A 25295-nucleotide genomic window follows, 5' to 3' on the forward strand; every position below is an offset into this window, starting at 1 on the left:
AGACCCGTTGCCTGCCGCGATCACCGACCCGGGTCGGTGCTGGCTCGGTCGATCGCGGCCTGCACCCCGCCGATCCGGTCGGCGAGCAGGCCCAATGCCCCGACCGCGCGGTCCACCGGGTCGTCGCCGGTGCCGCCGAGCGCCCGCGAGCGTCGGAAGGCGTCCTTCACCTCGGCCCAGCGGCGGGCCTGCTCGGGGGTGAGCCGGCCGCGCAGCTCGGCGAGTTTGAGCAGGTTCGCCTCGGCGCCTGCGGCGAGGGTCTGCGCCTCGCCCAGGTAGTGGTCGTCGATCACCGCTTCCAGTTCGTCGTCGGTGAGCACCGGGACGATCCGCTCGGCCAGCTTGTTCATGTTCCGGTACGACCCCTGGAGCTGGAACGGGGGCTCGGTGCGGGCGTCGTCGGACTGCCCCGCCGAGGCGATGTAAGCCTGGTTGTTGGCGAGCACCACCTGCTGCACCCGCAGCAGCTTGCGCAGCACCGAGACGATCTGCTCCAACTCCACCGGCGGGTACGGGTGGGAAAGCTGGTCGGCCCGGACCGAGTCGTCGCCGCGTGCCATCCGGACCAGCAGCTCAAGGTCGGCGCGGTCCCGCCCGGAGAGCGGCGCAAGCACCGCGTTGGCGGTGAGCGCGTTCTCGATGTAGCTGAGCGCGAAGACCTCCTCCCGGCCGGAGAGCACGTCGCCGAGATTCCACACGTCGGCCCGGTTGGCGAGCATGTCCGGGATCCGGAACCGCTTCCCCGACTCGGTGTACGGGTTGCCGGCCATGCACACCGCGAACCGCTTGCCGCGCAGGTCGTAGGTGCGGGTGCGGCCCTCCCAGATGCCCTCCATCCGGCGCTGCCCGTCGCAGAGCGAGATGAACTTCTGCAACAGCTCCGGGTTGGTGTGCTGGATGTCGTCCAGGTAGAGCAGCACGTTGTTGCCGAGCTCCAGGGCAAAGGAGATCTTCTCCACCTCCTGCCGGGCGGTGGCGTCGGGTGCCTCCGCCGGGTCCAGCGAGGTCACCTTCGAGCCCAGGGCCGGCCCGTTCACCTTGACGAAGACCAGGCCGAGCCGGCTGGCCACGTACTCCATCAGGGTGGTCTTGCCGTAGCCAGGTGGTGAGATCAGCAGCAGCAGGCCGGACTGGTCGACCCGCTTGCCGTCGCCGGTCGCGCCGAGCTGCCGGGCCAGGTTGTCGCCGATCAGCGGCAGGTACACCTCGTCCAGCAGCCGGTTGCGGACGAAGGCGTTCATCACCTTCGGCCGGTATTCCTCCAGCCGCAGCCGCTCCCGCTCGGTCTCCACCAGCGCGTTGCGCTGCCGCTGGTAGTCGCGGTACGCCGGAACCAGCTCGGTACGGAACGACCGGGTGCGGGCCAGCGTCTCGTCCAGCCGGACGCCGAGCGCGGAGCCGTCGATGCGCGGGTGGGCGCCGAGCAGCCCGCCGACGGCCTCCGTCATGGTCGCGGCGCTGTCCTGTCGGGGCAACTCGGGGCCGCACAGCTCGACGGCCACCGCCTCCGGCAGGTCGTACCCGGACAGCGTCCCATCGCTGGTGGTCAGGGAGTCGGTGGCGAGGAAGGCGGCCAGCCACGCCTCGACCAGCTGGTGCCGGCCGGCCAGGTCGTCGCCGAGCGCGCGCAGGTCGTCGTCGAACTCCCGGGACGAGCGCGACTGCGGGCCGCCGAGCGCCCGGCGGAACCGGTCCAGCAGGGCCCGCGCCCCGCCGCCGGTGACGAACCGCGCCGGCGGAGCGGAAAGCTCCTCGAAAAGGTATTCGCCGGCCAGGCCGGTCCCGGCCGCCGGCACCGGCAGCCCGGCGCCGCGCAGGAAGCCGTCGACCGCCCCGGCCAGCTGGGCGCAGAGCCGGTCGGCCGCGTCCTCGCCGTCGGGGCGACCGAACCGCTGCCGGGCCCGGGCCAGCGAGGCGGCCCGAGCCGTCCAGGCCGACCGGGTCGGCTCGTCGGTGCCGAACCGCCAGTAGAGCTGGGCGGCGGCCCGGTCGGCCGGCGGGTAGCGGAGCAGGCCCGCGCCGGCGTGCAGGCGCAGCAGCACGCGGAGGATCTCGGCGGCGTCGTGGTCGTGCACGCCGCGCTCGTACCCCTCGTCGTAGCGGGTCTCGGCGACCCGCCGGACCAGCTCCCGCAGCTCGTCGGCGTCCACCGCCGCCGTGTGCAGCGCGTCCAGGGTGAGCCCGTCGCGGCCCGCCTCGCCGGTGGCCAGGATCGCGGTGGCCAGGTACTCCGCCCGGTACACCTGGGTCGACTCGGAGACCAGCAGCTGATCCCAGAACCGCCGGGTCTGCTGGAACTCCTCGTCCCGGACCGGGGCGCGGTAGTCGGTGCCGGTCACCGCCACCACCATCCGGCCCTCGGCCGGCACCACCGCCACGTCGATCGGCTGGGTGTTTACCGCGAAGCGGTGCCGGCCCAGCCGGATCGTCTCGCCGCCGTCGGCGTACAGGTCGAGGCGGTCGCGCAGGCCGCGCCCGGACTCCTGGCGGGCCGCGCGGACCCGGCCGTCCAGCTCCTCGGCCCGCACCGCGTCGCCGAGGGTACGCAGCTCCTCGACCACCGCGCGCAGCTTGCCCACCATCGGATCGGCCGCGAAATACGTGTTGATCTCGTCCAGCGAGCCGAGCGTGCCGGCCCGCCGCTGCACGCTGACCAGGATCCGGTCGGCCGAGGCGACCAGCCGGTCGGCCCGGCGTGACCGCTCGTCCAGCAACGCCTGCTTGCGCGCCGAGAATGCCTCGTAGATGTCGGTACGCCGGGTGGCCAGCTCGGCCAGGAAGTCGTCGAACTCGCCGAACCGGGACTCCAGCTCCTCCACCCGAAGCAGCAGCCGGCCAAGCTGCTCGTCGCAGCGCTCGGCGGTGTCCGCCGCCGCCAGCGCACCGGTCACCGCCTGCCCGAGTAGGGCGAACTCGGCGGCGAAGCCGGCCCGTCCCTCGGCGGCGGCCAGCTCCCGGCGCCGCTTGTCGAGCACCGCGCGGGCCCGGTTGACCGCGCCGAGCACCTCGCCGACCCGGCCCAGGATGCCGGTACGCACCGTCGCGTCGGCGATGTCCAGCCCGCCCACCACGTCGGTGATGGTCTGCAGGCCGTCGGTGCGGGCGGCCAGTTCGTCGCGGACCTTGCCGGCCTCGGCCACCGTGCCGATCGCGGCGGCCCTACCGGCGAGCCGCTCCACCTCCTGCTGGTAGCCGGTGAACGCCTCGTCCCGCCGGAGGAACTCGACCGCCCGCCGGCCGGCCACCGACAGCTCCTCGTCCAGCCGGGCGGCCAACTCGTCGATCCGGGCGTGGTCGACGTACCGCAGCTCGCGCAGCGTCTCCAGGTGCCCGCGTGCCCGACGCAGGCCGCCGAGCTGGGCGACCCAGTCGTCGGCGGTCAACGGCGCCTCGCCCCGGGCCCGCCGGGCCAGCGAGACGATCTGCTCGGCGCTGGCGTCGAGTTCGGTGCGGGCCTGCTCGGTGAGGGTACGGACCTTCTCGTGCTCCTCCAGCACGGCGGTGGCGGTGCGGCGCAGTCCGGCCAGCGGTGTGGCCAGGTCACCGAGTTCGTCCTCGCCGAGCCAGTGGTAGTGGTCGGTGATCCGGGCACACGCGGCGATCAGTGCCTCGTACACCTCGGCGGTGGTGGTGCCGTCGACCATCCGGGCCGCCGAGAGGCAGTCCGAGATGCCACGTACCAGGTCCGCGTTCCCGACCCGCTCCAGCGGCCCGGTCCCGGCCGGCTGCGCCGCCGCGTACGCGTCCGAGACGTACGGCGTCTGCCAGATCTGCATCGGGTGGACCCGGGTCGGCTCCTCGGAGACCGCCCGGAACACCACCAACGTGCCGTCGTCGAAGAGCGAGAACCCGTGGCACGGGATCGGCGCGGCCACCTCCTTGCGGATCGCGTTGTACGGCAGCAGCAGGGAGCGCCCCTCGGCGCGGGCGTGGAAGACGTAGAGCACATCCTCGCCGTTGGGGGAGCGCACCACCCGCTCGAACTCCAGGTCGGAGACCTCGGTGTCGAAGGTGCGGGTGACGCCGGTGGACAGGTGGTAGCCGCCCGGGAAGATGATGCCGTGGTCCTCCGGCAGCCGCTGGCAGGCGATGCCGATGCCGTCGAGCCGGACCACCTCACGGGTGAGCGTGTTGAAGACCAGGTGCCGCCACTGCGTCTCCTTGTACGGCCGCAGCCGCAGCAGGATCAGCGGCCCCACCCGGGCCCAGTGCACGTCGGCGTCGGCGAGGCTCTGTAGCGGTTCGTCCACCGGCTCGCTGTAGATGCCCTCGCCGATTTCGGTGTTGTTCTCCACTTTGACGGTCAGCGTGCCGCCGACCGTCTCCACGAAGACCTCACCGTCGATGGAGATGTGCGGATGCCGGCCGAGGATGTGGTCCTCGCGGGTGGTCTCGATCCACTCGAAGTCGTGGGTCGGCGGGAAGACGTGATCCCGCTCACCCCGGCTGTCCAGGTACTCGGGCACCCCGTCGATGCCGACCTGCCAGCGCAGCACCCGGATGTCCTCGGTACGCGGCCCGGTCTGGAACACCGCCAGCAGCCGGCCGTCGACCCGGCGCAGTTGCAGCAGCTTGGCCTGCCGGTAGTAGCGGTACAGCTCGCCGAAGTCGCGGACGAACTGCGAATGGCGCAGCAGGCCGGGCAGCTCGTCCGGGCCGGCCTCGTCGAACCGGAAGACCTCCGCGCCGTCCGCGTCCGCGCCGCCCTGCCGGGTGAACCGGTGCAGCGAGAAGACGTCGTCGATGGTCGTCTCCGGCTTGAGGCCGATGAAGACGTTGTAGCCGAAGAGCATCAGCCCGCCGACCGAGACGATGTCCCGGGGTACGCAGTTGTGCTCGGTACGGATCCGCTCGGTGCTCAGCAACCGCAGCTCGGTGCCGCCGAAGACCTCCAGCCGGCGGGAGTTGAGCGCCTCCGCCCGCCGGGACAGCTCGACGGCCTGCCCGTCGAGCCGTCGGCGCAGCACCTCGTAGCTGCCGTCGGTCGGCTCACTCACCGGCACGCTGCCGCGGCGCGGTGAGGGCGGCGACCGGGGTCTCCGCCACACCCAGGCGCTGCGCGGCCTTCAGCAGCTCCTGGAGCTTGCCCTGGTCGGCGCCGCCGGACCGCATCTGCTGCACCAGGAACGCCGACAGGGTGAGGTTCTGCACGTCGCCGCTGTCCAGCGAGCCGACCATCCGGGCCAGGTCGTCGGTGAAGCTGGCGCTGCCGTCCAGCCACGGCTGGGCGAGGTTCTTCGCCACGTCCGAGTGGGCCACGAAGCCGTCCACGCTCTTGCCGAACGAGATCGAGCTGAGCAGCCGGTCGAAGAAGACGCTGTCCCCGCCGACGATGTCGATGTTCGCCTTCTCCAGGCCGGTGGAGACCAGTTTGGCCTGGGCCTCGGCGACCTGCCGCTGGGCGTCCAGCCCGGCCAGCCGGACCTCCTTCTCCAGTTCCAGGCGCAGCCGGTACTCCTCGTGCTCCCGGGTCGCGTCGTCCAGCGCGGCCATCGCGGCGGCCTTCTCGGTGAGACCCTCGGCCTCGCCCTTCAGCTTCTCGCGCACCGCCTCGGCGGCGGCCAGCGCCTTGTCCCGCTCCACGGCGACCTCGGCGCGACCGACCTTCTCGATCGCCTCGGCGCTGCGCTCCTGCACCTGCACCTCGGCCAGACCGGCCGCCGCGCTCTCGGCCTGGATCCCCTCGGCCAGCCGGATCTTCGCCCGGGTGTCCAGCTCGGCGGCCTGCTGCCGGGCCTCGGCCAGCACCAGTTCCTCGCGGGCCTTGTGCTTGGCCGCCGCCTCGGCGGCCTCCGCCGCCTTGATGTCCTTGACCAGGTTCTCCTGCGCCTCGGCCTCGGCCTGGATGACCAGCGCCTGGCGGGTCCGCTCGGCCTCCTCGACCACCCGCAGCCGCTTGATGTTCTCCTCCTGCTCGGCCACGGTCTTCTCCACCGCGATCCGCTCCCGGATCACCTCGGCGATGGCCCGCTTCTCCGCCTCGACCTCCTTGTCCTTGGCGATCGTGCTCAGCTCGGTCTCCCGCTCCCGGCCGATCACCTCCAGCAGGCGGTCCTTCTCGATCCGCTCGGTCTCGATGGCGATGACCCGCTCGCGGTTCTTCTCCGCGACCGCGATCTCCCGCGCCCGGTTCTCGTGCTGGACGCCCAACTGCTCGTCGGTACGGATGTTTGCGGTCTCGGCCCGCAGCCGCTCCTCGGCGCGTACCCGGGTGACCTCGGCCTCCTCGCGGGCCCGCACGGTCTCGATCTCGCGGCGCTGCTTCGCCTCGGCGTCCGCCTGCCGGCGCTCCAGTTCCAGGATCGCCTCCTTGGCGTCCACGTTCTGGCGGGTGATCTCCTTCTCCTCGCTGCGCCGGAACTCGTTGGTCCGGACGTTCTCCTGCGTGGTCAGCTCGGTGATCTTCCGGATGCCCTGGGCGTCGAGGATGTTCTTCGGGTCGAGCTGCGCCATCGGCGTCTGCTCCAGGAAGTCGATCGCCGCGTCCTCCAGGCTGTATCCGTTGAGGTCGGTGCCGATGACCCGGATGATCTGGTCGCGGAACTCGTCGCGCTTGGTGTAGAGGTCGACGAAGTCGAGTTGCTTGCCGACCGTCTTCAGCGCCTCGGAGAACTTCGCGTTGAACAGCTCCTGCAACGTCTCCCGGTCGCTGGCCCGCGCGGTGCCGATCGCCTGCGCCACCTTGATGACGTCCTCGGTGGTCTTGTTGACCCGGACGAAGAAGGTGATCCGGATGTCGGCCCGGATGTTGTCCCGGCAGATCAGGCCCTCGTTGCCGGTCCGTTCGATGTCGATCGTCTTGACCGAGATGTCCATGATCTCGGCCTTGTGCAGCACGGGCAGCACGACCGCGCCGGTGAAGGTCACGTCGACCCGCCGGATCTTGGAGACGATCAGCGCCTTGCCCTGCTCGACCTTGCGGAACAGCCGGCTGACCATGAACACCACGCCGAGCGCGATGAGCAGGACGACGGCGAGGAGTACACCGATTCCGGTGGTGATGACATCCATGGCTGGGCGCGCGGGCGACCGCGGCCGGCGAACTACCGGCGGGACGCCGCGCATCCTCCTTTCGGGGCGTCTCAGGGGCAGCGTGGGGCGGGCCGGAGATGGGGGTGATCCGGCTGGCCCGGTGGTGTCGGGGTGAACCGCGCGCGGCGGGCTCACCTGGGGCGGTTACTCGGGGCTATGTCTCAGAGGGTCGAAGGCGGGCCCGGCGGGCATCACCCAGAAGAACTCGCCCTCGGTGTCGTAGTCGTAGATCAGGGCGGAGCTGCCGGCGGACATCTTCTCCTCGCCCGGCTGCCGGATCTGCACCACCGCCGACGAGCCGTCGGCCGCGGTCACCTCGGCCTGACCGAAGTCGGCGGTGACCGTGCCGGTGCGCACGACGCAGAGCCGGCCGACGAAGGCGTGCCGGGTGGCGTCCGTCTCGGTCGGGAAGAGCCGGCTCAACGGCACCGCGACCAGCCGGGTCACCACCCACGCGCAGGCCGCGGCGGCCAGCAGCACGCCGATCGAGACCAGGATCCGGGTGCCGGAACCGAAACCCAGGCCGTCGAGCAGGGCGGTACCGGCGAGGCTGACGAACCAGGCGACCGCGACGAGCAGCGAGAAGATGACCGCACTGGGCACACCACCGAGACCGAGACCGGCCAGGAAGGTGCCCGGCACGCCGTCGACGTCCAGGTCGTCGCCGAGATCCAGCACCCCGGTCAACACCAGCAGCCAGTAGCCGACGACGACCACCAGCAGGAAGCTGAACAAGACGGTGGGAAAACTGAGCGCCGCGCCGAGAAAACCGGTCACCGCGTCCTCCTCCCCGTACCCGGCGGCACGTGCCAGCCACCGGCACGATGATCGTGACACGAGGTGTCAATGCCCACCCGGCCCGATCGGCTGATCCCCGCTGGCCTGACCGGCCGGGATCAGTCGGGCAGGGCGATCCGGCCGTCGATCGCGGCGGCGGCGATGTCGGAGCGGTGGTGCGAGCCGGCCAGCGTGATGCCGCGTACCAGCTCGTAGGCGGCGTCGCGGGCGGCGGCCAGGTCGGGGCCGGTGGCCGTACCGCAGAGGACCCGGCCGCCAGCGGAGAGCAAGGCGCCGTCGGCGGCCCGGCGGGTGGTGCCGGCGTGGATGACGCCCGGCCGGTCCGCGCCGGTGATCACATCGCCGGTACGCGGCTTCGCCGGGTATCCCTCCGCGGCGAGCACCACGGTCACCGCCGCGCCGGGGTGCCAGCGCAGCGGCGGGTGTTCGGCCAGCGTGCCGGTGGCGGCGGCGTGCAGCAGCCCGGCCAGTGGCGTCTCCAGCAGGGCGAGCACCACCTGGGTCTCCGGGTCGCCGAAACGGGCGTTGAACTCGATCACCCGGGGGCCGGCGGCGGTGATCGCCAGCCCGACGTAGAGCAGGCCGGCGAAGGGCGTGCCGCGGCGACGCATCTCGGCCAGGGTCGGGTGCACCACGTCGCGCATGACCTCGTCGACCAGGCCGGCCGGGGCCCAGGGCAGCGGAGCGTACGCCCCCATGCCGCCGGTGTTCGGGCCGGTGTCGCCGTCGCCGACCCGCTTGAAGTCCTGCGCCGGCAGCAGCGGCACCGCCGCCTCCCCGTCGGTCACCACGAACAGCGACACCTCGGGGCCGGCAAGGTACTCCTCGACCACCACCCGACCGCACTCTCGCGCGTGTGCCAGCGCCGCTGCCCGCTCGTCGGTGACCACGACGCCCTTGCCGGCGGCCAGTCCGTCGTTCTTCACCACGTACGGCGGGCCGAACTCGTCGAGCGCCTGCGCGGTGCCGGCCTCGTCGGTGCAGGTGTAGGCACGGGCGGTGGGTACGGCAGCGGCGGTCATCACGTCCTTGGCGAACGTCTTCGAGCCCTCCAGCCGGGCCGCCTCAGCGCTCGGTCCGAAGACGGCGATGCCCTTGGCCCGGACCGCGTCGGCGACCCCGGCCACCAGCGGCGCCTCCGGCCCGATCACCACCAGGTCCGCCGCCACCTCGACCGCGAGCCCGGCGACGGCGCTCGGGTCGACGATGTCCACCTGCCGCTGTTGCGCGATCCCGGCAATCCCCGGATTCCCCGGCGCGCAGATCAACTCAGAAACGGACGCGTCCTCAGTGAGGCGCAGCGCGAGCGCATGCTCCCGCCCCCCACCGCCCAACAACAAAACCCGCACGACCCGGCATCCTACCCACCCTCCCCCTCCGCCCGTTGATCATGAAGTTATTGCCACGACACGCCGAGCCGGGGCGACAACAACTTCATGATCGGCGGGGGTGTCAGGGGAGCAGGGGGTGGCGGGTTACGTTCTCTTCGCGGCCGGGGCCTACGCCCACGACGCTCACGCGGGTTCCGCAGAGTTGCTCGATGCGGGCGATGTAGCGTTTCGCGTTCTCCGGGAGCTCGTCCTCCGTACGCGCCTTCGTGATGTCTTCCCACCAGCCGGGGTGCTCTTCGTAGATCGGGGTGGCGTGGTGGAAGTCGGTCTGGGTCATCGGCATGTCGTCGACGCGCTTGCCGTTGATCTCGTAGCCGACGCAGATCGGCACCGTGGGCAGGCCGGTGAGCACGTCCAGCTTGGTGATCACCAGGTCGGTGACGCCGTTGAGGCGGCAGGCGTACCGGGCCACCACCGCGTCGAACCAGCCGCACCGGCGCTCCCGGCCGGTGGTGGTGCCGTACTCGTGGCCGACCTTGCGCAGGTGCGCGCCGTTCTCGTCGAACAGCTCGGTCGGGAACGGCCCGGAACCGACCCGGGTGGTGTACGCCTTGCTCACCGCGATCACCTTCGTGATCGCGGTCGGCGGGATGCCCGCGCCCACGCACGCCCCGCCGGCCGTCGGGTTCGACGAGGTGACGAAGGGGTACGTGCCGTGGTCCATGTCGAGCATGGTGGCCTGGGCACCCTCCAGCAGCACGGTCTCGCCCCGGTCCAGCGCGTCCCAGAGCATCGCCCGGGTCTCCGCGATGTACGGCCGCAGCCGCTCCGCGTACGCCAGGTACTCCTCGATGGTGGCGTCGACATCGATCGCCTTGCGGTTGTAGACCTTGAACAGCACCTGGTTCTTCTCGCGCAGCGCGAGTTCCAGCTTCTTGCGCAGGATGCCCGGGTCGAGCAGGTCCTGCACCCGGATCCCCATCCGGGCGACCTTGTCGCCGTACGCCGGGCCGATGCCCCGGCCGGTGGTGCCGATCCGCGAACTGCCCAGGTACCGCTCGACCACCCGGTCCAGCGCCCGGTGGTGCGGCATGATCAGGTGCGCGTCGCCGGAGATGCGCAGCCGGGACACGTCCACGCCCCGTTCGGCGAGCCCGTCGATCTCGGTGAGCAGCACCTTCGGGTCGACCACCACACCGTTGCCGATGACGATGACGGCGTTCGGGGAGAGCGCGCCCGACGGCATGAGGTGCAGGGCGTACTTCTGGCCGTCGGGGGTGATCACGGTGTGTCCGGCGTTGTTGCCGCCGGAGTAGCGCACCACGTAGTCGACCCGCTCACCCAGCTGGTCGGTAACCTTGCCCTTGCCCTCGTCGCCCCACTGAGCGCCGATGAGCACGATCGCTGGCATCTTCTCGCCTCCAGAAGGCTCGGGTGCCAGACGGCGACCGGTCAGCGAGCCCGGGGTGTCAGGTTAACAAGTAGTGACGGCACGACCGGCAGGGGTCGTGCGTGCAGGCAGGAGGGGCTACCCGTGTACGACGTGGTGCTGCTCACCCTGGGCTCGGAGCGGGACGCTCCGGGGGCCGGGTGCGGCGGCGGCGAAGCCTGCTGCGGGGGTGCGACCGAGGCCGCGGAGGAGCGGGACAAACGCTGCGATACGCCGCGGGTGCCCGTGCTGGCCTGCGCGGACGCGTTGACCGCCCGAGGCGCCCGGGTCGAGACGGTGACCGCCCGCTCGGACGCGGAGATCGACGCGGTGCTGGCCCGGCTGGACGGGCCGCCCCGACCGGACGGCCACACCTGGCCGGACCCGGACACCAAGACCCGGCTCGTGGTCGCCATAGCCGGTGACGCACAGTTGCGCGCCGTGCTACGCCGGCTGGTCCGGCGGTACGCGCCACCGCCCAGCCGCCGCCCGGCGGACCTGGCCGGCAACCGGACCGTGCCGGACCTGCCGCCGGTCGGCGTACTGCCGCTCGATCCGGCGCGCAGCACGGCGCACCGCGACCTGGCCGCGCAGCTCGGCCTGCCCCGCGCCCCCGCTGCGGTGGCCGCCGCGGTGCTCGACGGCACGCCCCGCCGGCTCGACCTGCTGCGCAACGACGGCGGTTCGGTGACCCTGGACGGCGCGCTGCTCGGCGCCGCCGCCGAGGACGGACGCCCGCTGCACTGGCGGGGCCGGGTAGAGGTGGACGACGCCGTCCTGTCCAACGGCGACGATCCGCTGCTGGCCTGTGCGATCGGCAACGCGGGCGGGTACGCCCAGCTCGACGACGTCACCCTGCTCAGCACGCCGGACCCGACGGACGGGCTGGTCGAGGTGGCGGTGGCGGTACCGGTGTTCACCCGGTCGCGGCTGGGTCGGCGTCGGGTACGCCTGGAGGTCCGCCGGGCCCGGGGCCGGGCCGTCTCGGTCCTGCCCCGGGACGGGGGCGCGCTGCCCTACCTGGACGACGGCGTGGAGGGGGAACTGACCCGCAAGCGGTCATGGTGGACCGAGCCGGGTGCCTGGGCGGTCTGGACGGCCTGAGCCCGCCGCCGCACCAGCGGTCCGGGTCGGCCGGGCCTATCCTCGGCAGGGGGAATGGGGAGGAAACCGTGGTGGACGAGAACGCCGACCGGGCGCACGTGCCCGGCCAGCATGGGGTGCCGGAGCGGGACATCGAACCACTCTGGCCGCCGGAGCAGATCGACGGCTTCGGCACACCCGCGTGGGGTCCTCCGCCGCCCGCGCCACCCGCCGTGCCACCGCCACCGACGCACCCGACGTCCCGGCCCGGCCCGCCGGCCGCCGGTTCGACCACCGACTACCCGTCGCTGACCGGTGACGGGCCGGCCGCCACCGGCTGGGGATCCGGCACACCACCCACCACCGACGGCGAGCCGGGGCCACCGGCCTCGTCGTGGGCTCCACCCGCCAGCGGGGAGCCGGGGGCATCGGCTTCGGCATGGGAGCCGCCCACCACCGGGCTGCCGCCGGAGCCCGCCCAGGTCGACCTGAACCTGCCGTTCACCCTCGACCGGCCAACCTCGCTCGCCCCGGCGAGAGAAGGAGTGCCAACCGGCGGCGAACCCTCCGCCGGGGACGGTACGTCGGCCGGCGGAGGGCGCTCGGCCGGCGACAGCGGCATCGGGGCGGATGCGCCCGTCGAGGCGGGCGGCGCGACGGAGGCTCCGGCGGACACCGGGCCGGGCGGTCCCGACGGATCGAGCACCGATGCCGGTACCGCACCGCCGGTGGCCCGCCCGCAGACGGAGTCGCCGTGGGCGCAACCTCCGCAGCGTCCCGCCCCCGACCCCCCGGCCGCCGATCTGCCCGGCAGCACCGACCACCCGCCGCAGCCCACCTGGGCGGCGCCGGCCCAGCCGTTCCCGCCGGTGCCGCAGCCCTTCGCCGGCCCGCCGGCGCCCCTGCACGCCGGCCCGTATCCCGGGGCTGCCCAGCTGCCACCCGGCGCGCCCGTGGCCCAGCACGGCACCCCGACACCGCAGCACGGCCGCGCGCCCGTGCCGCACCACGACGCCCCCGCCCTACCGCCTCCTCAGCCGGGGCCGCACCCACCGGGGCCGTACGCGCCGGAGCTGCACCTGCCGCAGACGCCGGAGCCGGGGGCACAGCCGACGGAGACCGGGGCACCCGGGCAGTCGTACCCCGGGCCGGTCGCGCCGCAGGCCGAGCCACCGTACGCGGCAGCGCCGCCCGGCCCGTTCCCGCCGCAGCCGGCCTGGCACCCGGCGCCCTGGCAACAGGGCGCGCCGCCGCCGGTGGCACCCCCGCCATACCAGCCGACGGAGACCGCATCCCGGCTGCCTCCGGCGTACGCGGAGCCGGCGTGGAGCCCGGAGGTGGGCGCCGCACCGACCGCCGAGGACTTCGCCCGCCGGCGTCAGGTGCGCCCCGCCGATCCGGTCGCGACGATGGGCGTACGCGCTGTGGTCAACAAGACGGGTCTGGTGAAGCTGCCACCCGGGCGGCACGAGCTGGAACTCAAGCGGGACATCGAGATGGTGCGCCGCAACTTCGGCGGGCTGCGGCAGGTGACCGTGGTCAACCCGAAGGGCGGTGCCGGCAAGACCGTCGCCATCCTGCTGCTCGCGATGACCTTCGGTCAGAAGCGCGGCGGGTACGTGCTGGCGTGGGACAACAACGAGACCCAGGGCACCCTCGGCATGCGCGCCCAGCAGGACTTCCACTCTCGTACGGTGCGTGACCTGCTGCGCGACCTGGGGCAGTTCCACGGCGCGCACGGGCGGGTCGGTGACCTGTCGCAGTACGTCCGCTCGCAGGGCGAGGGGATGTTCGACGTGCTCGCCTCCGACGAGTCGGCCACCGGCGGCGAGATGCTCACCGCCGCGGCCTTCGGCGAGATCCGCGAGGTGGTCAGCCGGTTCTACAAGCTGATCTTCGTCGACACCGGCAACAACGTCCGGGCGCAGAACTGGCAGGCCGCGATGGACGCCACCGACCAACTGGTGGTCACCATGTCGGCCCGTAACGACTCGGCCGAGACCGCCGCCCGGATGCTCGACCACCTGGAGCAGAGCGGACGGCAGCGACTGGTCCGGCAGGCGGTCACCGTGGTCTCCATGCCGCCGTCCCGCAAGGAGATCGACCTACCCGCGATCGAGGAACACTTCGCGGCCCGGACCCGGGCGGTGCTGCTGGCCCCGTACGAGCGGCTCATCGACACCGGCGAGCCGCTCCGCTACGCCCACCTCTCGGCGGCGACCCGGGACGCCTGGCTCAAGATCGCCGCGGCGGTGGCCGAAGGGTTGTGACGGCGGCGCCCCGGCCGGGCGAGCCACCGAACCATACCGGCGTGGGCGGGCCGACCCGCGTCGCCGGCCCGGGCTGGCCTGGGCCGGCGACCTGTCGCAGTCAGTTGCTGGCCAGCGCGTCGGCGGCGGCCGGATCGCAGTCGCGGAGGAACTGGGCGCAGCGGGCCGCCTCGTCCGCCTCACCGATCTCGTCGGCGGCCCGGGAAAGCACGTAGAGGCAGCGCAGGAAGCCCCGGTTCGGCTCGTGCGACCAGGGCACCGGGCCGTGCCCCTTCCAGCCGCTGCGACGCAGCTGGTCCAGCCCGCGGTGGTAGCCGGTGCGGGCGTACGCGTATGCCGGGACGACCTGGCCCTGCGCGAAGGCCCGGGCGGCCAGCGCGGCCCAGGCCGCGCTGTGCGTCGGGAACCGGGCCGCCGCCTCGGCGAACGCCTCGTCACCACCGGCCTGCTCGGCAGCGGCCAGGGCGGCGTCGGCCTCGTCGGCGGCGGGCAGGAGCGTGGCGGGCGGCTCAGGCAAAAGGTTCTGCATCACCTCATTCAACCCGCTCCGGAGGGGGGTCCGCGAGGGGGTCCGCCGAGCTGGGATGGCTGAACGGCCGAGAGGTCCGTCACGCCTGCGGCCCATGCCGCCGGGCGACCATTTCCACTACAACTGGGGGTCCGGAGCCTCCCCAGGAACCGGAAGCGCGGGAGCCCGGCCAGGCCGCCGGGCTCCCGCCCCACGCCGCCGCCCACCCACTGCCCCCAACAGCCGGCCGGAGGCCGCGTCCGGACGGGTCGAGTCGGCCGGGCAGGATGATGCGGTGCCGACTCCACCCCCCGCGGACGTCATCGAGCCGCACACCTGGACAGACGAGATCCAGACCCGAGCCGAGTTCGACCGGCGACTGGCCACCGGAAGCCTGGTCGGCCTGACCGTCCAGGGGCTCCGGCTGGATCTGGACCCGATCCCCGATTTCACCGGCGTCGAGGTGGCCGGGACCCTCTTCGTCGGCTGCCGGTTCGCCTCCCGTCAGGTCGGCGCCGACCTGGTCCGGAGCGGCGCGAACGTGGTGCCGCCCTTCTCCGGCCTGCCGTACCCGACCCAGCCGCCGCACCTCTACACCCCGGAGGAGTTGGCCGCCGGCTTCGCCGAGGGCGGGTTCGAGGCGATGTACGACTCCCGGGTGTACGCGCACTTCCGGGCCCACGGCGGGGCGCTGCCCGACGTCCGGGAGGCGCTCGGCCAGCGGCTGCACGACCACGGGGTGGACAACGCGCTCGCCGACGCCACCCGGGCCTGGCTGAGCAGCCACGGGCCGCAGTCGGTGGTCGGGGTGATGGGCGGGCACGCGGTACGCCGGGGCAGCGCGCCGTACCGGATGGCCGCGGTGCTGGGCCGGGAGTTGGCGCGGGCCCACCGGCTGGTGGTCACCGGTGGCGGGCCGGGAGTGATGGAGGCCGCCAACCTGGGCGCGTACCTGTCGACCCGGCCGGCCGAGGACCTGACCGCCGCCATCGACCTGCTCGCCACCGCGCCGAACTTCACCGACCACGACCGCTACACGGCGGCGGCGCTGCGGGTTCGGGAACTCTTCGGCCGGTCGGTCGTGCCACCGCGCAACGGCCACGAGCCGGTCACCGCCTACCGGGCCGACTCGGCCGTGCTGGCCACCGGCGACCTGGACTGGGCCGGCTGCGGCGGGCTGGCCATCCCGACCTGGCTCTACGGCCACGAGCCGGCAAACCTCTTCGCCGGCCGGATCGCCAAGTACTTCTCGAATGCCATCCGGGAGGACACCATCCTGCGGCTGGCCAGGGGCGGCATCGTCTTCGCCCCCGGCCGGGCGGGCACCGTGCAGGAGGTGTTCCAGGCGGCCACCAAGACCTACTACGGCACCGACGGGAGCAGCGGCGCGTACGTCTTCCTCGATCGCGCGTACTGGACGGAGGAGCTGCCGGTGGAGTCGCTGCTGCGTCCCCTGCTGGCCACCTCACCCTTCGGCGACCTCTCCACCACCGTCCACCTGACCGACGACGTCCACGAAGCCGTCCACCTGCTACTCCGGTAAGGAGGGGTCCCTTCTTAACGCCTCCGGTAGAGGAGGGGCCCCCTATTAACACGAACGCGGTTCAACACAACGCGACGGCGGCCGGCTCCTGGGACGGGCCGGCCGCCGTCGTCGCGGCGTCAGGATGTCACTTGGTCATCGTGGTGCCGGTCGAGCGCAGGTGCTCGCAGGCCTCCACCACGCGGGCGGCCATGCCGGCCTCGGCGGCCTTGCCCCACACCCGGGGGTCGTACAGCTTCTTGTTGCCGACCTCACCGTCGACCTTGAGCACGCCGTCGTAGTTGCGGAACATGTGGTCGGCCACGGGACGGGAGAAGGTGTACTGCGTGTCGGTGTCGATGTTCATCTTCACCACACCGTAGTCGAGCGCCTCGCGGATCTCCGACAGCAGCGAGCCGGAGCCGCCGTGGAAGACCAGGCTGAGCGGCTTCTCCTTGCCGTACTTGGCGCCGACCGCCTCCTGGATCTGGTTCAGCACCTCGGGACGCAGCTTGACGTTGCCCGGCTTGTAGACACCGTGCACGTTGCCGAAGGTCAGCGCCGCCATGTAGCGGCCCTTCTCGCCCAGGCCGAGCGCGTCGACCATGGCCAGGCCGTCCTCGACCGTGGTGTAGAGCTTGTCGTTGATGGCGTTCTCGACGCCGTCCTCCTCGCCACCGACGACGCCGACCTCGATCTCCAGGACGATCTTGCCCTTGGCCGCCTCGGCGAGCAGTTGCTCGGCGATCTCCAGGTTCTCCGCGACCGGCACGGCCGAACCGTCCCACATGTGCGACTGGAACAGCGGCTCCTGGCCGTTCTTGACCCGCTCCTGGGAGATCCCCATCAGCGGCCGGACGAACTTGTCCAGCTTGTCCTTCGGGCAGTGGTCGGTGTGCAACGCGATGTTGACCGGGTACTTCTTGGCCACCTCGTGCGCGTACGCGGCGAACGCGACCGCGCCGGTGACCATGTCCTTCACGGACGGGCCGGAGAGGTACTCGGCGCCACCGGTGGAGACCTGGATGATGCCGTCACTCTCCGCGTCGGCGAAGCCCTTCAGCGCCGCGTTCAGCGTCTGCGAGGACGTCACGTTGATGGCCGGGTACGCGTACCGGCCGGCCTTGGCGCGGTCCAGCATCTCGGCGTAGGCCTCGGGGGAAGCGATGGGCATGTCGAACGCTCCTTACTTGCCGCTGTCGGCCGTACGGCCGCTGTTCTCCTTGCAAGCCGGCCGCAGGCCGCCTGAATCTCCTCGCATGCGGGCCGCCTGAATCTCCTTGCGTGCCGGCCGCAGATCTCGCGTGCCGGCCGCCGGCCGCCTGGTACTCGGCTTGGCACGCCGGACCGCGCTGTCCTCCGCGGGCAGTATCCCGTAGCTGGACCACCCGGGCACAACCGGCCCGGTGCGGCCCGGTTCACCGGCGCCCGGTGGAGTCCGGCACCACCACACTGATCAGCCAGGTGACCACCGCCATCACGATGGCTCCCCAGAAGGCCGCCCAGAAACCGTCGACGTGGAACGGCAGGTCCAGCGCCCGGGCGATCCAGTCGGTCAACAGGAACAGCAGCGCGTTGACCACCAGCGCGAACAGGCCCAGGGTCAGCAGGTAGAAGACGCAGCCCACCACCTTGATGACCGGCTTGAGCACCGCGTTGACCACCCCGAAGATCAACGCCACGATGACCAGGGTGAACGCGGTGTGGTAGCCGGTCCGCCCGGTCACCCCGACCCCGGGCACGATCAGCGTGGTGATCCACAGTGCGACGGCGGTGGTCGCCAGTCGGATGAGGAAGCCCACGACGTCATCCTGGCACCGGGGACGGTTCCGGTAGGGCGATTCGACCGACTCCGCTCCGGCCCGGCGGCCGGCCGGTTCCCAGCGAGTCGACCACGCAGCCCGTACCGTGGGTGCCGTAAACGTCCACCGACATCCCGGAGGGACCGAATGGGTCAGCCCGACGAGGACTTCGCTCCCGGCGACCACCTGAGCCCGGAGGAACGCGACCTGGAGGCCGAGCCGGCCGACGCGGTCGAGCAGGCCACCTCGGTCGACCCCACCGAGATCGAGACCGAGCCGCGCCGCGGCCTGGAGGTCGACGACTGGGACGCGATGGAACAGGCCCGGGTGGTCGCCGCCGACGAGGACGACTACCGCTGACCGGCGCCGGCAGCCGTGCGTCGCCGGTGCCGGGCACCCATCGCCCGACGAAATCGGGACGACGCAAGATCGACGGAGCTGACACCATGGGCGGGTGCTGCTCACCCTGACCACCACGCACCGCCCCGCGACCGACCTCGGCCATCTGCTGATCAAGCACCCCGACCGGGTGCACGCCTTCGACATGCCCGTCGGCACCGCGCACGTCTTCTACCCGGAGGCCGGCGAGCAGCGCTGCACGGCCGCCCTGCTGCTCGACGTCGATCCGCTGAAGCTGGCCGCCGCGCGGGGTCGGGGCCGCGGCCGGCAGCCGGCCACCACCCCGGAGAGCTTCACCCTCGGGCGGTACGTCAACGACCGGCCCTACGCGGCGTCCAGCCTGCTCGCCTCGACGCTGTCCCGGGTGTACCGCTCGGCGCTGCGTGGCGAGTCGCGGGAACGGCCCGAGTTGGCGGCGACCGGCATTCCACTGGAGATCCGGGTGCCGGTGCTGCGCTGCCGGGGCGGCGCCGAGGTCGCCACCCGGCTGTTCACCCCGCTGGGCTGGACGGTCACCGCCACCGCCATCCCGCTCGACGAGCAGCACCCGCAGTGGGGCGACAGCCGCTACGTCGACCTCACCCTCACCGGGACGGTACGGGTCGCTGACGCGCTCAACCACCTCTACGTCCTGTTGCCGGTGCTGGACGACGCGAAGCACTACTGGGTGGCCCCGGACGAGGTGGACAAGTTGCTGCGGGCGGGTGCGGGCTGGCTGGCCGACCACCCGGCGCGCGGTCTGATCGTCCGCCGTTACCTGGCCCATCGTCGGGCACTGGCCGGCCAGGCGCTGGATCGGCTGGCCGCCCAACGCCCCACCGACGAGCCGGTGGCCGACGACGGCGTGGACGACACGCCGGCCCGCGAGGCAGCGCCTCGGGCGTCACTGGCCGCGCGGCGGCGGGAGGCGGTGCACGCCGCGCTGGTCGACGCCGGCGCCCAGCGCGTACTGGACCTGGGGTGCGGCGGGGGCGCGCTGCTGGCCACGCTGATCGGGGACCGCCGGTTCACCGAGATCGTCGGCACCGACGTCTCCACCCAGGCACTCACGCTGGCCGCCCGCCGGCTGCGGCTGGACCGGCTGCCCGAGCGCCAGCGCAGCCGGGTCACACTCCGGCAGTCCGCGCTGACCTACCGCGACGATCGGCTGCGCGGGTACGACGCGGCGGTGCTGATGGAGGTCGTCGAGCACGTCGACCCGCCCCGGCTGCCGGCGCTGGAGGACGCCGTCTTCGGCCACGCCCGACCGGCCACGGTCGTGGTGACCACGCCGAACGTCGAGCACAACGTGCGCTACGAGGGCCTGCCGGCGGGTGCCTTCCGGCACGCCGACCACCGGTTCGAGTGGACCCGGGCCGAGTTCGCCGGCTGGGTGGAACGGGTCTGCGCGACGTACGGCTATTCCGCCGTACTGCGCGGCGTCGGCGACGACGATCCCGAGGTCGGCGCCTCCACCCAGCTCGCCGTCTTCACCCGGACCTGATGTTAAGAAGGGGCCCCTGCTCTACCTCAGGCGTTAACAGGGGGCCCTTCCTTTCTCCCTTGGAGCAGTTGCGATGAGCGTTGTGGGTATTCCTGAGCTGGCGCTGGTGGCGCTGGTCGGGGTCTCCGGCTCCGGCAAGTCGACCTTCGCCCGCCGGCACTTCGCGCCGAGCCAGGTGCTCTCCTCGGACGCCTTCCGGGCGATGGTCGCCGACGACGAGAACGACCAGTCCGCCTCCGCCGACGCCTTCGACGCGCTGCACTACGTGGCCGGCAAGCGGCTGCGCGCCGGCCGGCTCACCGTGGTCGACGCGACCAACCTCCAGCCGCACGCCCGGGCCGCCCTGGTCCGGGTGGCCCGGGAGCACGACGTGTTGCCGGTGGCGATCGTGCTGGACGTGCCGGAGGCGCTGGCCTGGGAGCGCACCGAGGCGCGGGCCGACCGCACCTTCGGCCGGCAGGTGCTGACCCGGATGTCGCGCGACCTGCGCCGCAGCTACGCCCAGCTGGCCCGCGAGGGCTTCCGCAAGGTGCACGTGCTGCGCGGGACGGACGAGATCGACGCCGCCGAGGTCCGGTACGAGCGGCTGTTCAACGACCGGCGGGAGCTGACCGGGCCGTTCGACATCATCGGCGACGTGCACGGCTGCCGCGCCGAACTGGAGGCGCTGCTCGGTCGGCTGGGCTGGCAGGTGCACCGCGACGACGCGGGCCGGCCGGTGGACGCGACGCATCCGTCGGGGCGTACCGCGGTGTTCGTCGGCGACCTGGTGGACCGCGGTCCGGACTCGCCCGGGGTGCTCCGCCTGGTGATGGGCATGGTCGCGGCCGGGCACGCGCTCTGCGTACCCGGCAACCACGAGCAGAAGCTGCTGCGCAAGCTGCGCGGGCGCAACGTGAAGGTCACCCACGGCCTGGCCGAGACGCTGGAGCAGCTGGCCGGCGAGCCGGCCGGGTTCACGGCCGAGGTGGCGGCCTTCGTCGACGGGCTGGTCAGCCACTACGTGCTCGACGGCGGCCAGCTGGTGGTCGCGCACGCCGGGCTGAAGGAGGCGTACCAGGGCCGGGCCTCCGGCCGGGTACGGGCGTTCGCGCTGTACGGCGAGACCACCGGCGAGACCGACGAGTACGGCCTGCCGGTGCGCTACCCGTGGGCGCGGGAGTACCGGGGCTCGGCCGTGGTCGTCTACGGCCACATCCCCACCCCGGAGCCGGAGTGGGTCAACAACACCATCTGCATCGACACCGGTTGCGTCTTCGGCGGCCGGCTGACCGCGCTGCGCTATCCCGAGCGGGAGTTGGTCTCGGTGCCGGCCGAGCGCGAGTGGTACGCCCCGGTCCGCCCGCTGACCGCCGCACCGGCCCGCCCCGACGAGGTGCTGGAGCTGACCGACGTGGCCGGCCGGCGGCACGTGGAGCACCCGTACGGCTCGCTGACCGTGCCGGCGGAGAACGCCGCCGCCGCACTGGAGGTGATGAGCCGCTTCGCGGTCGACCCGCGCTGGCTGGCCTGGCTGCCGCCGACCATGGCGCCCTGCTCGACGTCGCGCCTCGACGGCTTTCTGGAGCACCCGGCGGAGGCGTTCGCCGACTACCGGGCGGCCGGGGTGGAGCGGGTGGTCTGCGAGGAGAAGCACATGGGCTCCCGCGCGGTGGTGCTGGTCTGCCGGGAGCCGGAGGGCGGTCCGTTCGGGCCGGGCGGCGGGGTGGTGCACACCCGCACCGGGCGGCCGTTCTTCGGTGGCCCGCTGGACGCCGAACTGCTCGACCGGGTCCGCGCCGCGGTGACCGCCACCGGGCTCTGGGACGAGTTGGACACCGACTGGCTGCTCCTCGACGGTGAGCTGCTGCCCTGGTCGGCCAAGGCCAGTGGCCTGATCCGCGAGCAGTACGCCGGGGTCGGCGCGGCCGGCCGGGCCGCCCTGCCGGCTGCGCTGGCGGCGCTGGACGCGGCGGCCGGCCGTGGGCTGGACCTCGGCGACCTGCGGGACCGGGTCGCCCGCCGCCGGGACGACGTGGTCGCGTACACCGACGCCTACCGGGCGTACGTCCGGCCGACCGACGGGCTGCGCGGGGTGACCCTGGCGCCGTTCGCGGTGCTGGCCGGCGGGAAGGCCAGCTACGCCGAGCGCGACCACGGCTGGCACCTGGCCCTGGTCGACCGGCTCTGTGCGGCGGACCCGGAGTTCTTCACGCCCACCCGGCGGCAGGTGGTCGACCTCGCCGACGCCGAGGCGGTGCGCGCCGCCACGGACTGGTGGCTAACGCTGACCGCCACCGGCGGCGAGGGCATGGTCGTCAAGCCGTACGCCGGCCTCGCGGCCCGCGGCGAGCGGGGCGCACTGTTCCAGCCGGGGATCAAGTGCCGGGGGCGGGAGTACCTGCGGATCATCTACGGCCCCGGGTACACCGAACCCGACCAGTTGGCCGCGCTGCGCCGCCGGTCGCTGGGGCGCAAGCGGGGACTGGCCCTGCGTGAGCACGCGCTCGGCCTGGCCGCGTTGGACGCCCTGGTCGGCGGTGCGCCGCTGTGGCGCCGGCACGAGCTGGTCTTCGCGATCCTGGCCTGCGAATCCGAGCCGGTCGATCCGCGGCTCTGACCGACCGCCGCCGACCGTGCATGGTGGACGGTGCCGAACGCCCCGGTAGCCTGGGCCGCCGTACGGGACACCTGGTCTATCGATTTACGGAGCGGAATCTTCATGGCATTGGGCGAACGGATAGGGCACGTTCTGCGCGGCTCGGCCATCGGTGTGGCCGAGGCCGTGCCGGGGATCAGCGGTGGGACCATCGCGCTGGTAACCGGCGTGTACGAGCGGGTCATCGCGTCCGCGGGTCATGTGGTGAACGCCGTGCGGTACGCGGCCTCCGACGTTCCGCGCGGACGCGGCTGGACGCGGGCCGGACACCAGTTGCGGCAGGCGCACTGGGACGTGGTGATCCCGCTGCTGATCGGCATGCTGCCCGGCCTGCTGATCGCCGCGAAGACGCTGGAGCCGCTGCTCACCGGCTACCCGGAGCAGACCCGTGGGCTCTTCCTCGGGCTGGTGCTCGCCTCGGTGCTGGTGCCGGTCTCGATGGTCGGCCAGCCGTGGCGTCGAGTCGAGGTCGTCGCCCTGGTGGTCGCCGCGGTGGCGGCGTTCGCGCTGACCGGTCTGCCGCAGGCCACTCTCACGCCACACCCGCTGGTCGTGCTGGTGGCAGCGGCGGTCGCGGTCTGCGCCCTGGTGATGCCCGGGGTGTCCGGGTCGTTCCTGCTGCTGACCGTCGGCCTCTACGAGCCGACGATCACCGCGCTCAACGAGCGGGACTTCGGCTACCTGGCGGTCTTTGCCACCGGCATGGTCATCGGCCTGGCGCTCTTCGTCAAGCTGCTCCAGTGGCTGCTGGAGCAGCACCGCCGGATGACCCTCGCGGTGATGTCCGGCGCCCTTCTGGGCAGCCTTCGCTCGCTCTGGCCATGGCAGTCCGACGACCGGGACCTACAGGCGCCCGGCGACAACCTACCGGCCATCGCCATGCTGTTCCTGCTCGGTGTGGCCGTGGTGACGGCAATGGTCATCGCCGAGCGTCGCCGGCTGAACCGGGCCGCACGGAAACTCACCGAAGAGTCGTACGAGACGACGCAGGTCCGTTGACACCCACCGCTTGGTGGCTGCCCGTCGGGGCGGCCACCAAGCGGTTCCGGTTCAGCGAGCCTTCTTGGTGGCCCGCTTGCGCGGCGGGGTCAGCAGGTCGGCGATCGTGGCGATCGCGCTCGGGACCAGCCGGTAGTAGGCCCACACACCGCGCTTCTCCCGCTCCAGCAAGCCGGCCTCGGTGAGGATGCGCAAGTGGTGGCTGACCGTCGGCTGGGAGAGACCAAGCGGCGCGGTCAGGTCGCACACGCACGCTTCGCCCTCGGGCGCCGACTGGATCAGGCTGAGTAGCCGCAGCCGGGCGGGGTCGGCAAGGGCCTTGAGGACCCCGGCCAGCCGCTCGGCATCGGCGCGTTCGATCGGCTCGCCAGCAAGCGGCGAGATCTGAGGCATAGTCATTTCGGCCAACGCAGTTCCCACGTATTCCATCCTTCCACCAGCAGCATCGATCCGCCTGCATATCAGCAGATCCGAATCGGCAGACTTTTACGCCACAAGGCCGAGGTCAGCCAACGTATAGGCCGCCCGATAGGGCAGTCCGGCGGCTCGCACCGCGTCGCCGGCGCCACGATCAACGATAACCGCCACCCCCGTGACCTCGGCCCCGGCCTCGCGAAGGGCCTCGACGGCGGTCAGCACACTTCCGCCGGTGGTGGAGGTGTCCTCCACCGCCAGCACCCGACGACCGGCCACGTCGGGACCCTCGATCCGGCGTTGCAGCCCGTGTGCCTTGCCCGCCTTCCGGACCACGAACGCGTCCAACGGACGCCCGGGGGCGTGCAACATCGACAACGCGATCGGATCGGCGCCCAACGTCAGGCCGCCCACCGCGTCGTACGACCAGTCGGCGGTCAACTCCCGCATCACCCGGCCGACCAACGGTGCCGCCCGGTGATGGAGCGTCACCCGTCGCAGATCGACATACCAGTCGGCCTCCCGCCCGGAGGAGAGCACCACCCGGCCGTGGACCACAGCCAGGTCGGAGATGAATTTACGCAGGTCGTCGTGGTCCCCCATGGCGATAGAGGGTACTGCGGAAGTCTGTGGGTCGCGTGCGCGGGCCACCTGCGGCAACCCTTCCGGGGGACAGATGGGTGGCGATGTCCGACTACGCTACGTCGATCAATTCGGTGGATCGGGTCATATCGAGCCGGCTGAGCCTGGTCACGCTACCCGGGTGTACCGGTCAGCCGCGATCACGGCCGGTGCGCCCCCGGGTGTCCCGGCCGACCTTGTCGAGCAGCCGGCGCGGCGCGTGCCGCAGACCCGCCACGGCCAGCTTGTACTTCCACGACGGGACACTGACCAACTTGCCTTTACCGAGGTCACGCAGGGCCTCGTCGACCACCGTCGGGGCGCTGAGCCACATCCACTCGGGAGTCTTCGACATGTCGATGCCGGCGCGCTGGTGGAACTCGGTCCGGGTGTAGCCGGGGCAGAGCGCCATGACCCGTACGCCGAAGGGACGCGCGGACCGGCCGATGGACTCGCTGAAGTTGGTCACCCATGCCTTGCTGGCCGAGTACGTCGAACCGGGCATGACCGCCCCGAATCCCGCAACCGAAGAGACATTAATCACTGCCCCGCTGCCTCGCTCCGTCATCGCACGCAGCGCGGCGAGGGTCAGCCGCATCACCGCGTGCACGTTGAGCCGGAGCAGTCGGGCCTCATCCTCGGGTGACGACCGGAGAAACGACGTGTTCAGGCTGATCCCGGCGTTGTTGACCAACAGCTCGACCGGTGGGTTGTCGGCCAGCCGCCGCTCGACCGTCGCGCAACCGTCGTCGGTGGACAGGTCGGCGGCGATCGTCTCGACCACCACGCCGTACCGGCCGGTCAGCTCGGTGGACTGCGCGGCGAGCCGGTCCGCGTCCCGGGCCACCAGCACCAGCTGCCACCCGTCGGAGGCGAGCCGCCCGGCGAACGCCGCCCCGATGCCCGCGGTCGCCCCCGTGATCAATGCCCGGCGCTCGCTGGTCGACTGCTCGGGCGTCACGGCGT

The 25295-nt window shown here is 72.4% G+C and carries 18 protein-coding genes; 7 read left to right on the forward strand and 11 right to left on the reverse strand.

Features of this window, described 5'->3' with window-relative positions; all coding sequences use genetic code 11:
• Window positions 1-20: 20 nt before the first annotated feature.
• From ACQPYA_RS00765 to ACQPYA_RS00785, 5 genes are all read right to left on the reverse strand, one after another.
• The gene (locus ACQPYA_RS00765; RefSeq protein ID WP_433530711.1) at window positions 21-4997 is read right to left on the reverse strand and encodes a DNA repair ATPase; all 4977 of its coding nucleotides are present in this window, start codon (window positions 4995-4997) and stop codon (window positions 21-23) included.
• The gene (locus ACQPYA_RS00770) at window positions 4990-7011 is read right to left on the reverse strand and encodes a flotillin family protein (RefSeq protein ID WP_433530712.1); all 2022 of its coding nucleotides are present in this window, start codon (window positions 7009-7011) and stop codon (window positions 4990-4992) included. Before ACQPYA_RS00770 ends, ACQPYA_RS00765 begins: the two co-directional genes overlap by 8 nt.
• 165 nt (window positions 7012-7176) lie before the next feature.
• Entirely contained in the window at window positions 7177-7809 is a 633-nt protein-coding gene (locus ACQPYA_RS00775) for a hypothetical protein (RefSeq protein WP_433530713.1), read from the reverse strand.
• 119 nt (window positions 7810-7928) lie between these two features.
• On the reverse strand, window positions 7929-9179 hold the full coding sequence (purD, locus tag ACQPYA_RS00780; RefSeq protein WP_433530714.1) for a phosphoribosylamine--glycine ligase: 1251 nt from the start codon (window positions 9177-9179) through the stop codon (window positions 7929-7931).
• A gap of 103 nt (window positions 9180-9282) precedes the next feature.
• A complete protein-coding gene (locus ACQPYA_RS00785; protein ID WP_433530715.1) occupies window positions 9283-10572 on the reverse strand; it encodes an adenylosuccinate synthase in 1290 nt (429 codons plus the stop codon).
• A gap of 123 nt (window positions 10573-10695) precedes the next feature.
• Here ACQPYA_RS00785 and ACQPYA_RS00790 point away from each other — a divergent pair, with 123 nt between their 5' ends.
• Together ACQPYA_RS00790 and ACQPYA_RS00795 are read left to right on the forward strand one after the other, a co-directional pair.
• Complete coding sequence (locus ACQPYA_RS00790; protein ID WP_433530716.1) at window positions 10696-11694, forward strand: hypothetical protein; 999 nt, start codon at window positions 10696-10698, stop codon at window positions 11692-11694.
• Between the two features lie 68 nt (window positions 11695-11762).
• The gene (locus ACQPYA_RS00795) at window positions 11763-13943 is read left to right on the forward strand and encodes a chromosome partitioning protein (RefSeq protein WP_433530717.1); all 2181 of its coding nucleotides are present in this window, start codon (window positions 11763-11765) and stop codon (window positions 13941-13943) included.
• Between the two features lie 100 nt (window positions 13944-14043).
• Here the strand turns inward: ACQPYA_RS00795 and ACQPYA_RS00800 are convergent, their stop codons facing one another.
• The gene (locus ACQPYA_RS00800) at window positions 14044-14472 is read right to left on the reverse strand and encodes a DUF3151 domain-containing protein (protein ID WP_433530718.1); all 429 of its coding nucleotides are present in this window, start codon (window positions 14470-14472) and stop codon (window positions 14044-14046) included.
• 274 nt (window positions 14473-14746) lie between these two features.
• On the opposite strand from ACQPYA_RS00800, the gene ACQPYA_RS00805 reads away from it, so the two are divergent.
• Window positions 14747-15994 carry an LOG family protein gene (locus tag ACQPYA_RS00805; protein WP_433530719.1) on the forward strand — a complete coding sequence of 416 codons (1248 nt, stop codon included), beginning with the start codon at window positions 14747-14749 and terminating at the stop codon, window positions 15992-15994.
• A gap of 127 nt (window positions 15995-16121) precedes the next feature.
• Here the strand turns inward: ACQPYA_RS00805 and fbaA are convergent, their stop codons facing one another.
• Together fbaA and ACQPYA_RS00815 are read right to left on the reverse strand one after the other, a co-directional pair.
• On the reverse strand, window positions 16122-17147 hold the full coding sequence (gene fbaA / locus ACQPYA_RS00810; RefSeq protein ID WP_433530720.1) for a class II fructose-bisphosphate aldolase: 1026 nt from the start codon (window positions 17145-17147) through the stop codon (window positions 16122-16124).
• Between the two features lie 244 nt (window positions 17148-17391).
• A complete protein-coding gene (locus tag ACQPYA_RS00815; RefSeq protein ID WP_433530721.1) occupies window positions 17392-17775 on the reverse strand; it encodes a phage holin family protein in 384 nt (127 codons plus the stop codon).
• Between the two features lie 147 nt (window positions 17776-17922).
• Here ACQPYA_RS00815 and ACQPYA_RS00820 point away from each other — a divergent pair, with 147 nt between their 5' ends.
• The 4 genes from ACQPYA_RS00820 to ACQPYA_RS00835 all read left to right on the forward strand — a co-directional run bounded on the left by ACQPYA_RS00820 (window position 17923) and on the right by ACQPYA_RS00835 (window position 23294).
• Entirely contained in the window at window positions 17923-18135 is a 213-nt protein-coding gene (locus tag ACQPYA_RS00820) for a hypothetical protein (protein WP_433530722.1), read from the forward strand.
• A 94-nt stretch (window positions 18136-18229) separates the two neighbouring features.
• Window positions 18230-19657: a 3' terminal RNA ribose 2'-O-methyltransferase Hen1 gene (locus tag ACQPYA_RS00825; RefSeq protein WP_433530723.1), complete on the forward strand. Its 1428-nt coding sequence runs from the start codon at window positions 18230-18232 to the stop codon at window positions 19655-19657.
• A gap of 73 nt (window positions 19658-19730) precedes the next feature.
• Window positions 19731-22256, forward strand: a complete 2526-nt coding sequence (locus ACQPYA_RS00830; protein ID WP_433530724.1) for a polynucleotide kinase-phosphatase — start codon at window positions 19731-19733, stop codon at window positions 22254-22256.
• Between the two features lie 102 nt (window positions 22257-22358).
• Window positions 22359-23294, forward strand: a complete 936-nt coding sequence (locus ACQPYA_RS00835) for a DUF368 domain-containing protein (protein ID WP_433530725.1) — start codon at window positions 22359-22361, stop codon at window positions 23292-23294.
• A gap of 51 nt (window positions 23295-23345) precedes the next feature.
• Here ACQPYA_RS00835 and ACQPYA_RS00840 read toward each other — a convergent pair whose 3' ends face one another.
• The 3 genes from ACQPYA_RS00840 to ACQPYA_RS00850 form a co-directional block, all read right to left on the reverse strand.
• Window positions 23346-23723 (reverse strand): ArsR/SmtB family transcription factor, encoded by a 378-nt coding sequence (locus tag ACQPYA_RS00840; protein ID WP_007454255.1) that lies wholly within the window; start codon window positions 23721-23723, stop codon window positions 23346-23348.
• Between the two features lie 57 nt (window positions 23724-23780).
• The gene (locus tag ACQPYA_RS00845; protein WP_433530726.1) at window positions 23781-24311 is read right to left on the reverse strand and encodes an orotate phosphoribosyltransferase; all 531 of its coding nucleotides are present in this window, start codon (window positions 24309-24311) and stop codon (window positions 23781-23783) included.
• Window positions 24312-24480: 169 nt separating this feature from the next.
• Window positions 24481-25290, reverse strand: a complete 810-nt coding sequence (locus ACQPYA_RS00850; RefSeq protein WP_433533719.1) for an SDR family NAD(P)-dependent oxidoreductase — start codon at window positions 25288-25290, stop codon at window positions 24481-24483.
• Between the last annotated feature and the right edge of the window lie 5 nt (window positions 25291-25295).

The sequence above is a fragment of the Micromonospora sp. CA-263727 genome (assembly GCF_050942455.1).
Lineage (GTDB): Bacteria > Actinomycetota > Actinomycetes > Mycobacteriales > Micromonosporaceae > Micromonospora.

Coding starts and splice junctions, on each gene's coding strand:
- ACQPYA_RS00770 (WP_433530712.1), bottom strand. CDS start 7,011: ATGGATGTCATCACCACCGGAATCGGTGTACTCCTCGCCGTCGTCCTG.
- ACQPYA_RS00785 (WP_433530715.1), bottom strand. CDS start 10,572: ATGCCAGCGATCGTGCTCATCGGCGCTCAGTGGGGCGACGAGGGCAAG.
- ACQPYA_RS00800 (WP_433530718.1), bottom strand. CDS start 14,472: ATGCAGAACCTTTTGCCTGAGCCGCCCGCCACGCTCCTGCCCGCCGCC.
- fbaA (WP_433530720.1), bottom strand. CDS start 17,147: ATGCCCATCGCTTCCCCCGAGGCCTACGCCGAGATGCTGGACCGCGCC.
- ACQPYA_RS00820 (WP_433530722.1), top strand. CDS start 17,923: ATGGGTCAGCCCGACGAGGACTTCGCTCCCGGCGACCACCTGAGCCCG.
- ACQPYA_RS00830 (WP_433530724.1), top strand. CDS start 19,731: ATGAGCGTTGTGGGTATTCCTGAGCTGGCGCTGGTGGCGCTGGTCGGG.
- ACQPYA_RS00835 (WP_433530725.1), top strand. CDS start 22,359: ATGGCATTGGGCGAACGGATAGGGCACGTTCTGCGCGGCTCGGCCATC.
- ACQPYA_RS00840 (WP_007454255.1), bottom strand. CDS start 23,723: ATGGAATACGTGGGAACTGCGTTGGCCGAAATGACTATGCCTCAGATC.
- ACQPYA_RS00845 (WP_433530726.1), bottom strand. CDS start 24,311: ATGGGGGACCACGACGACCTGCGTAAATTCATCTCCGACCTGGCTGTG.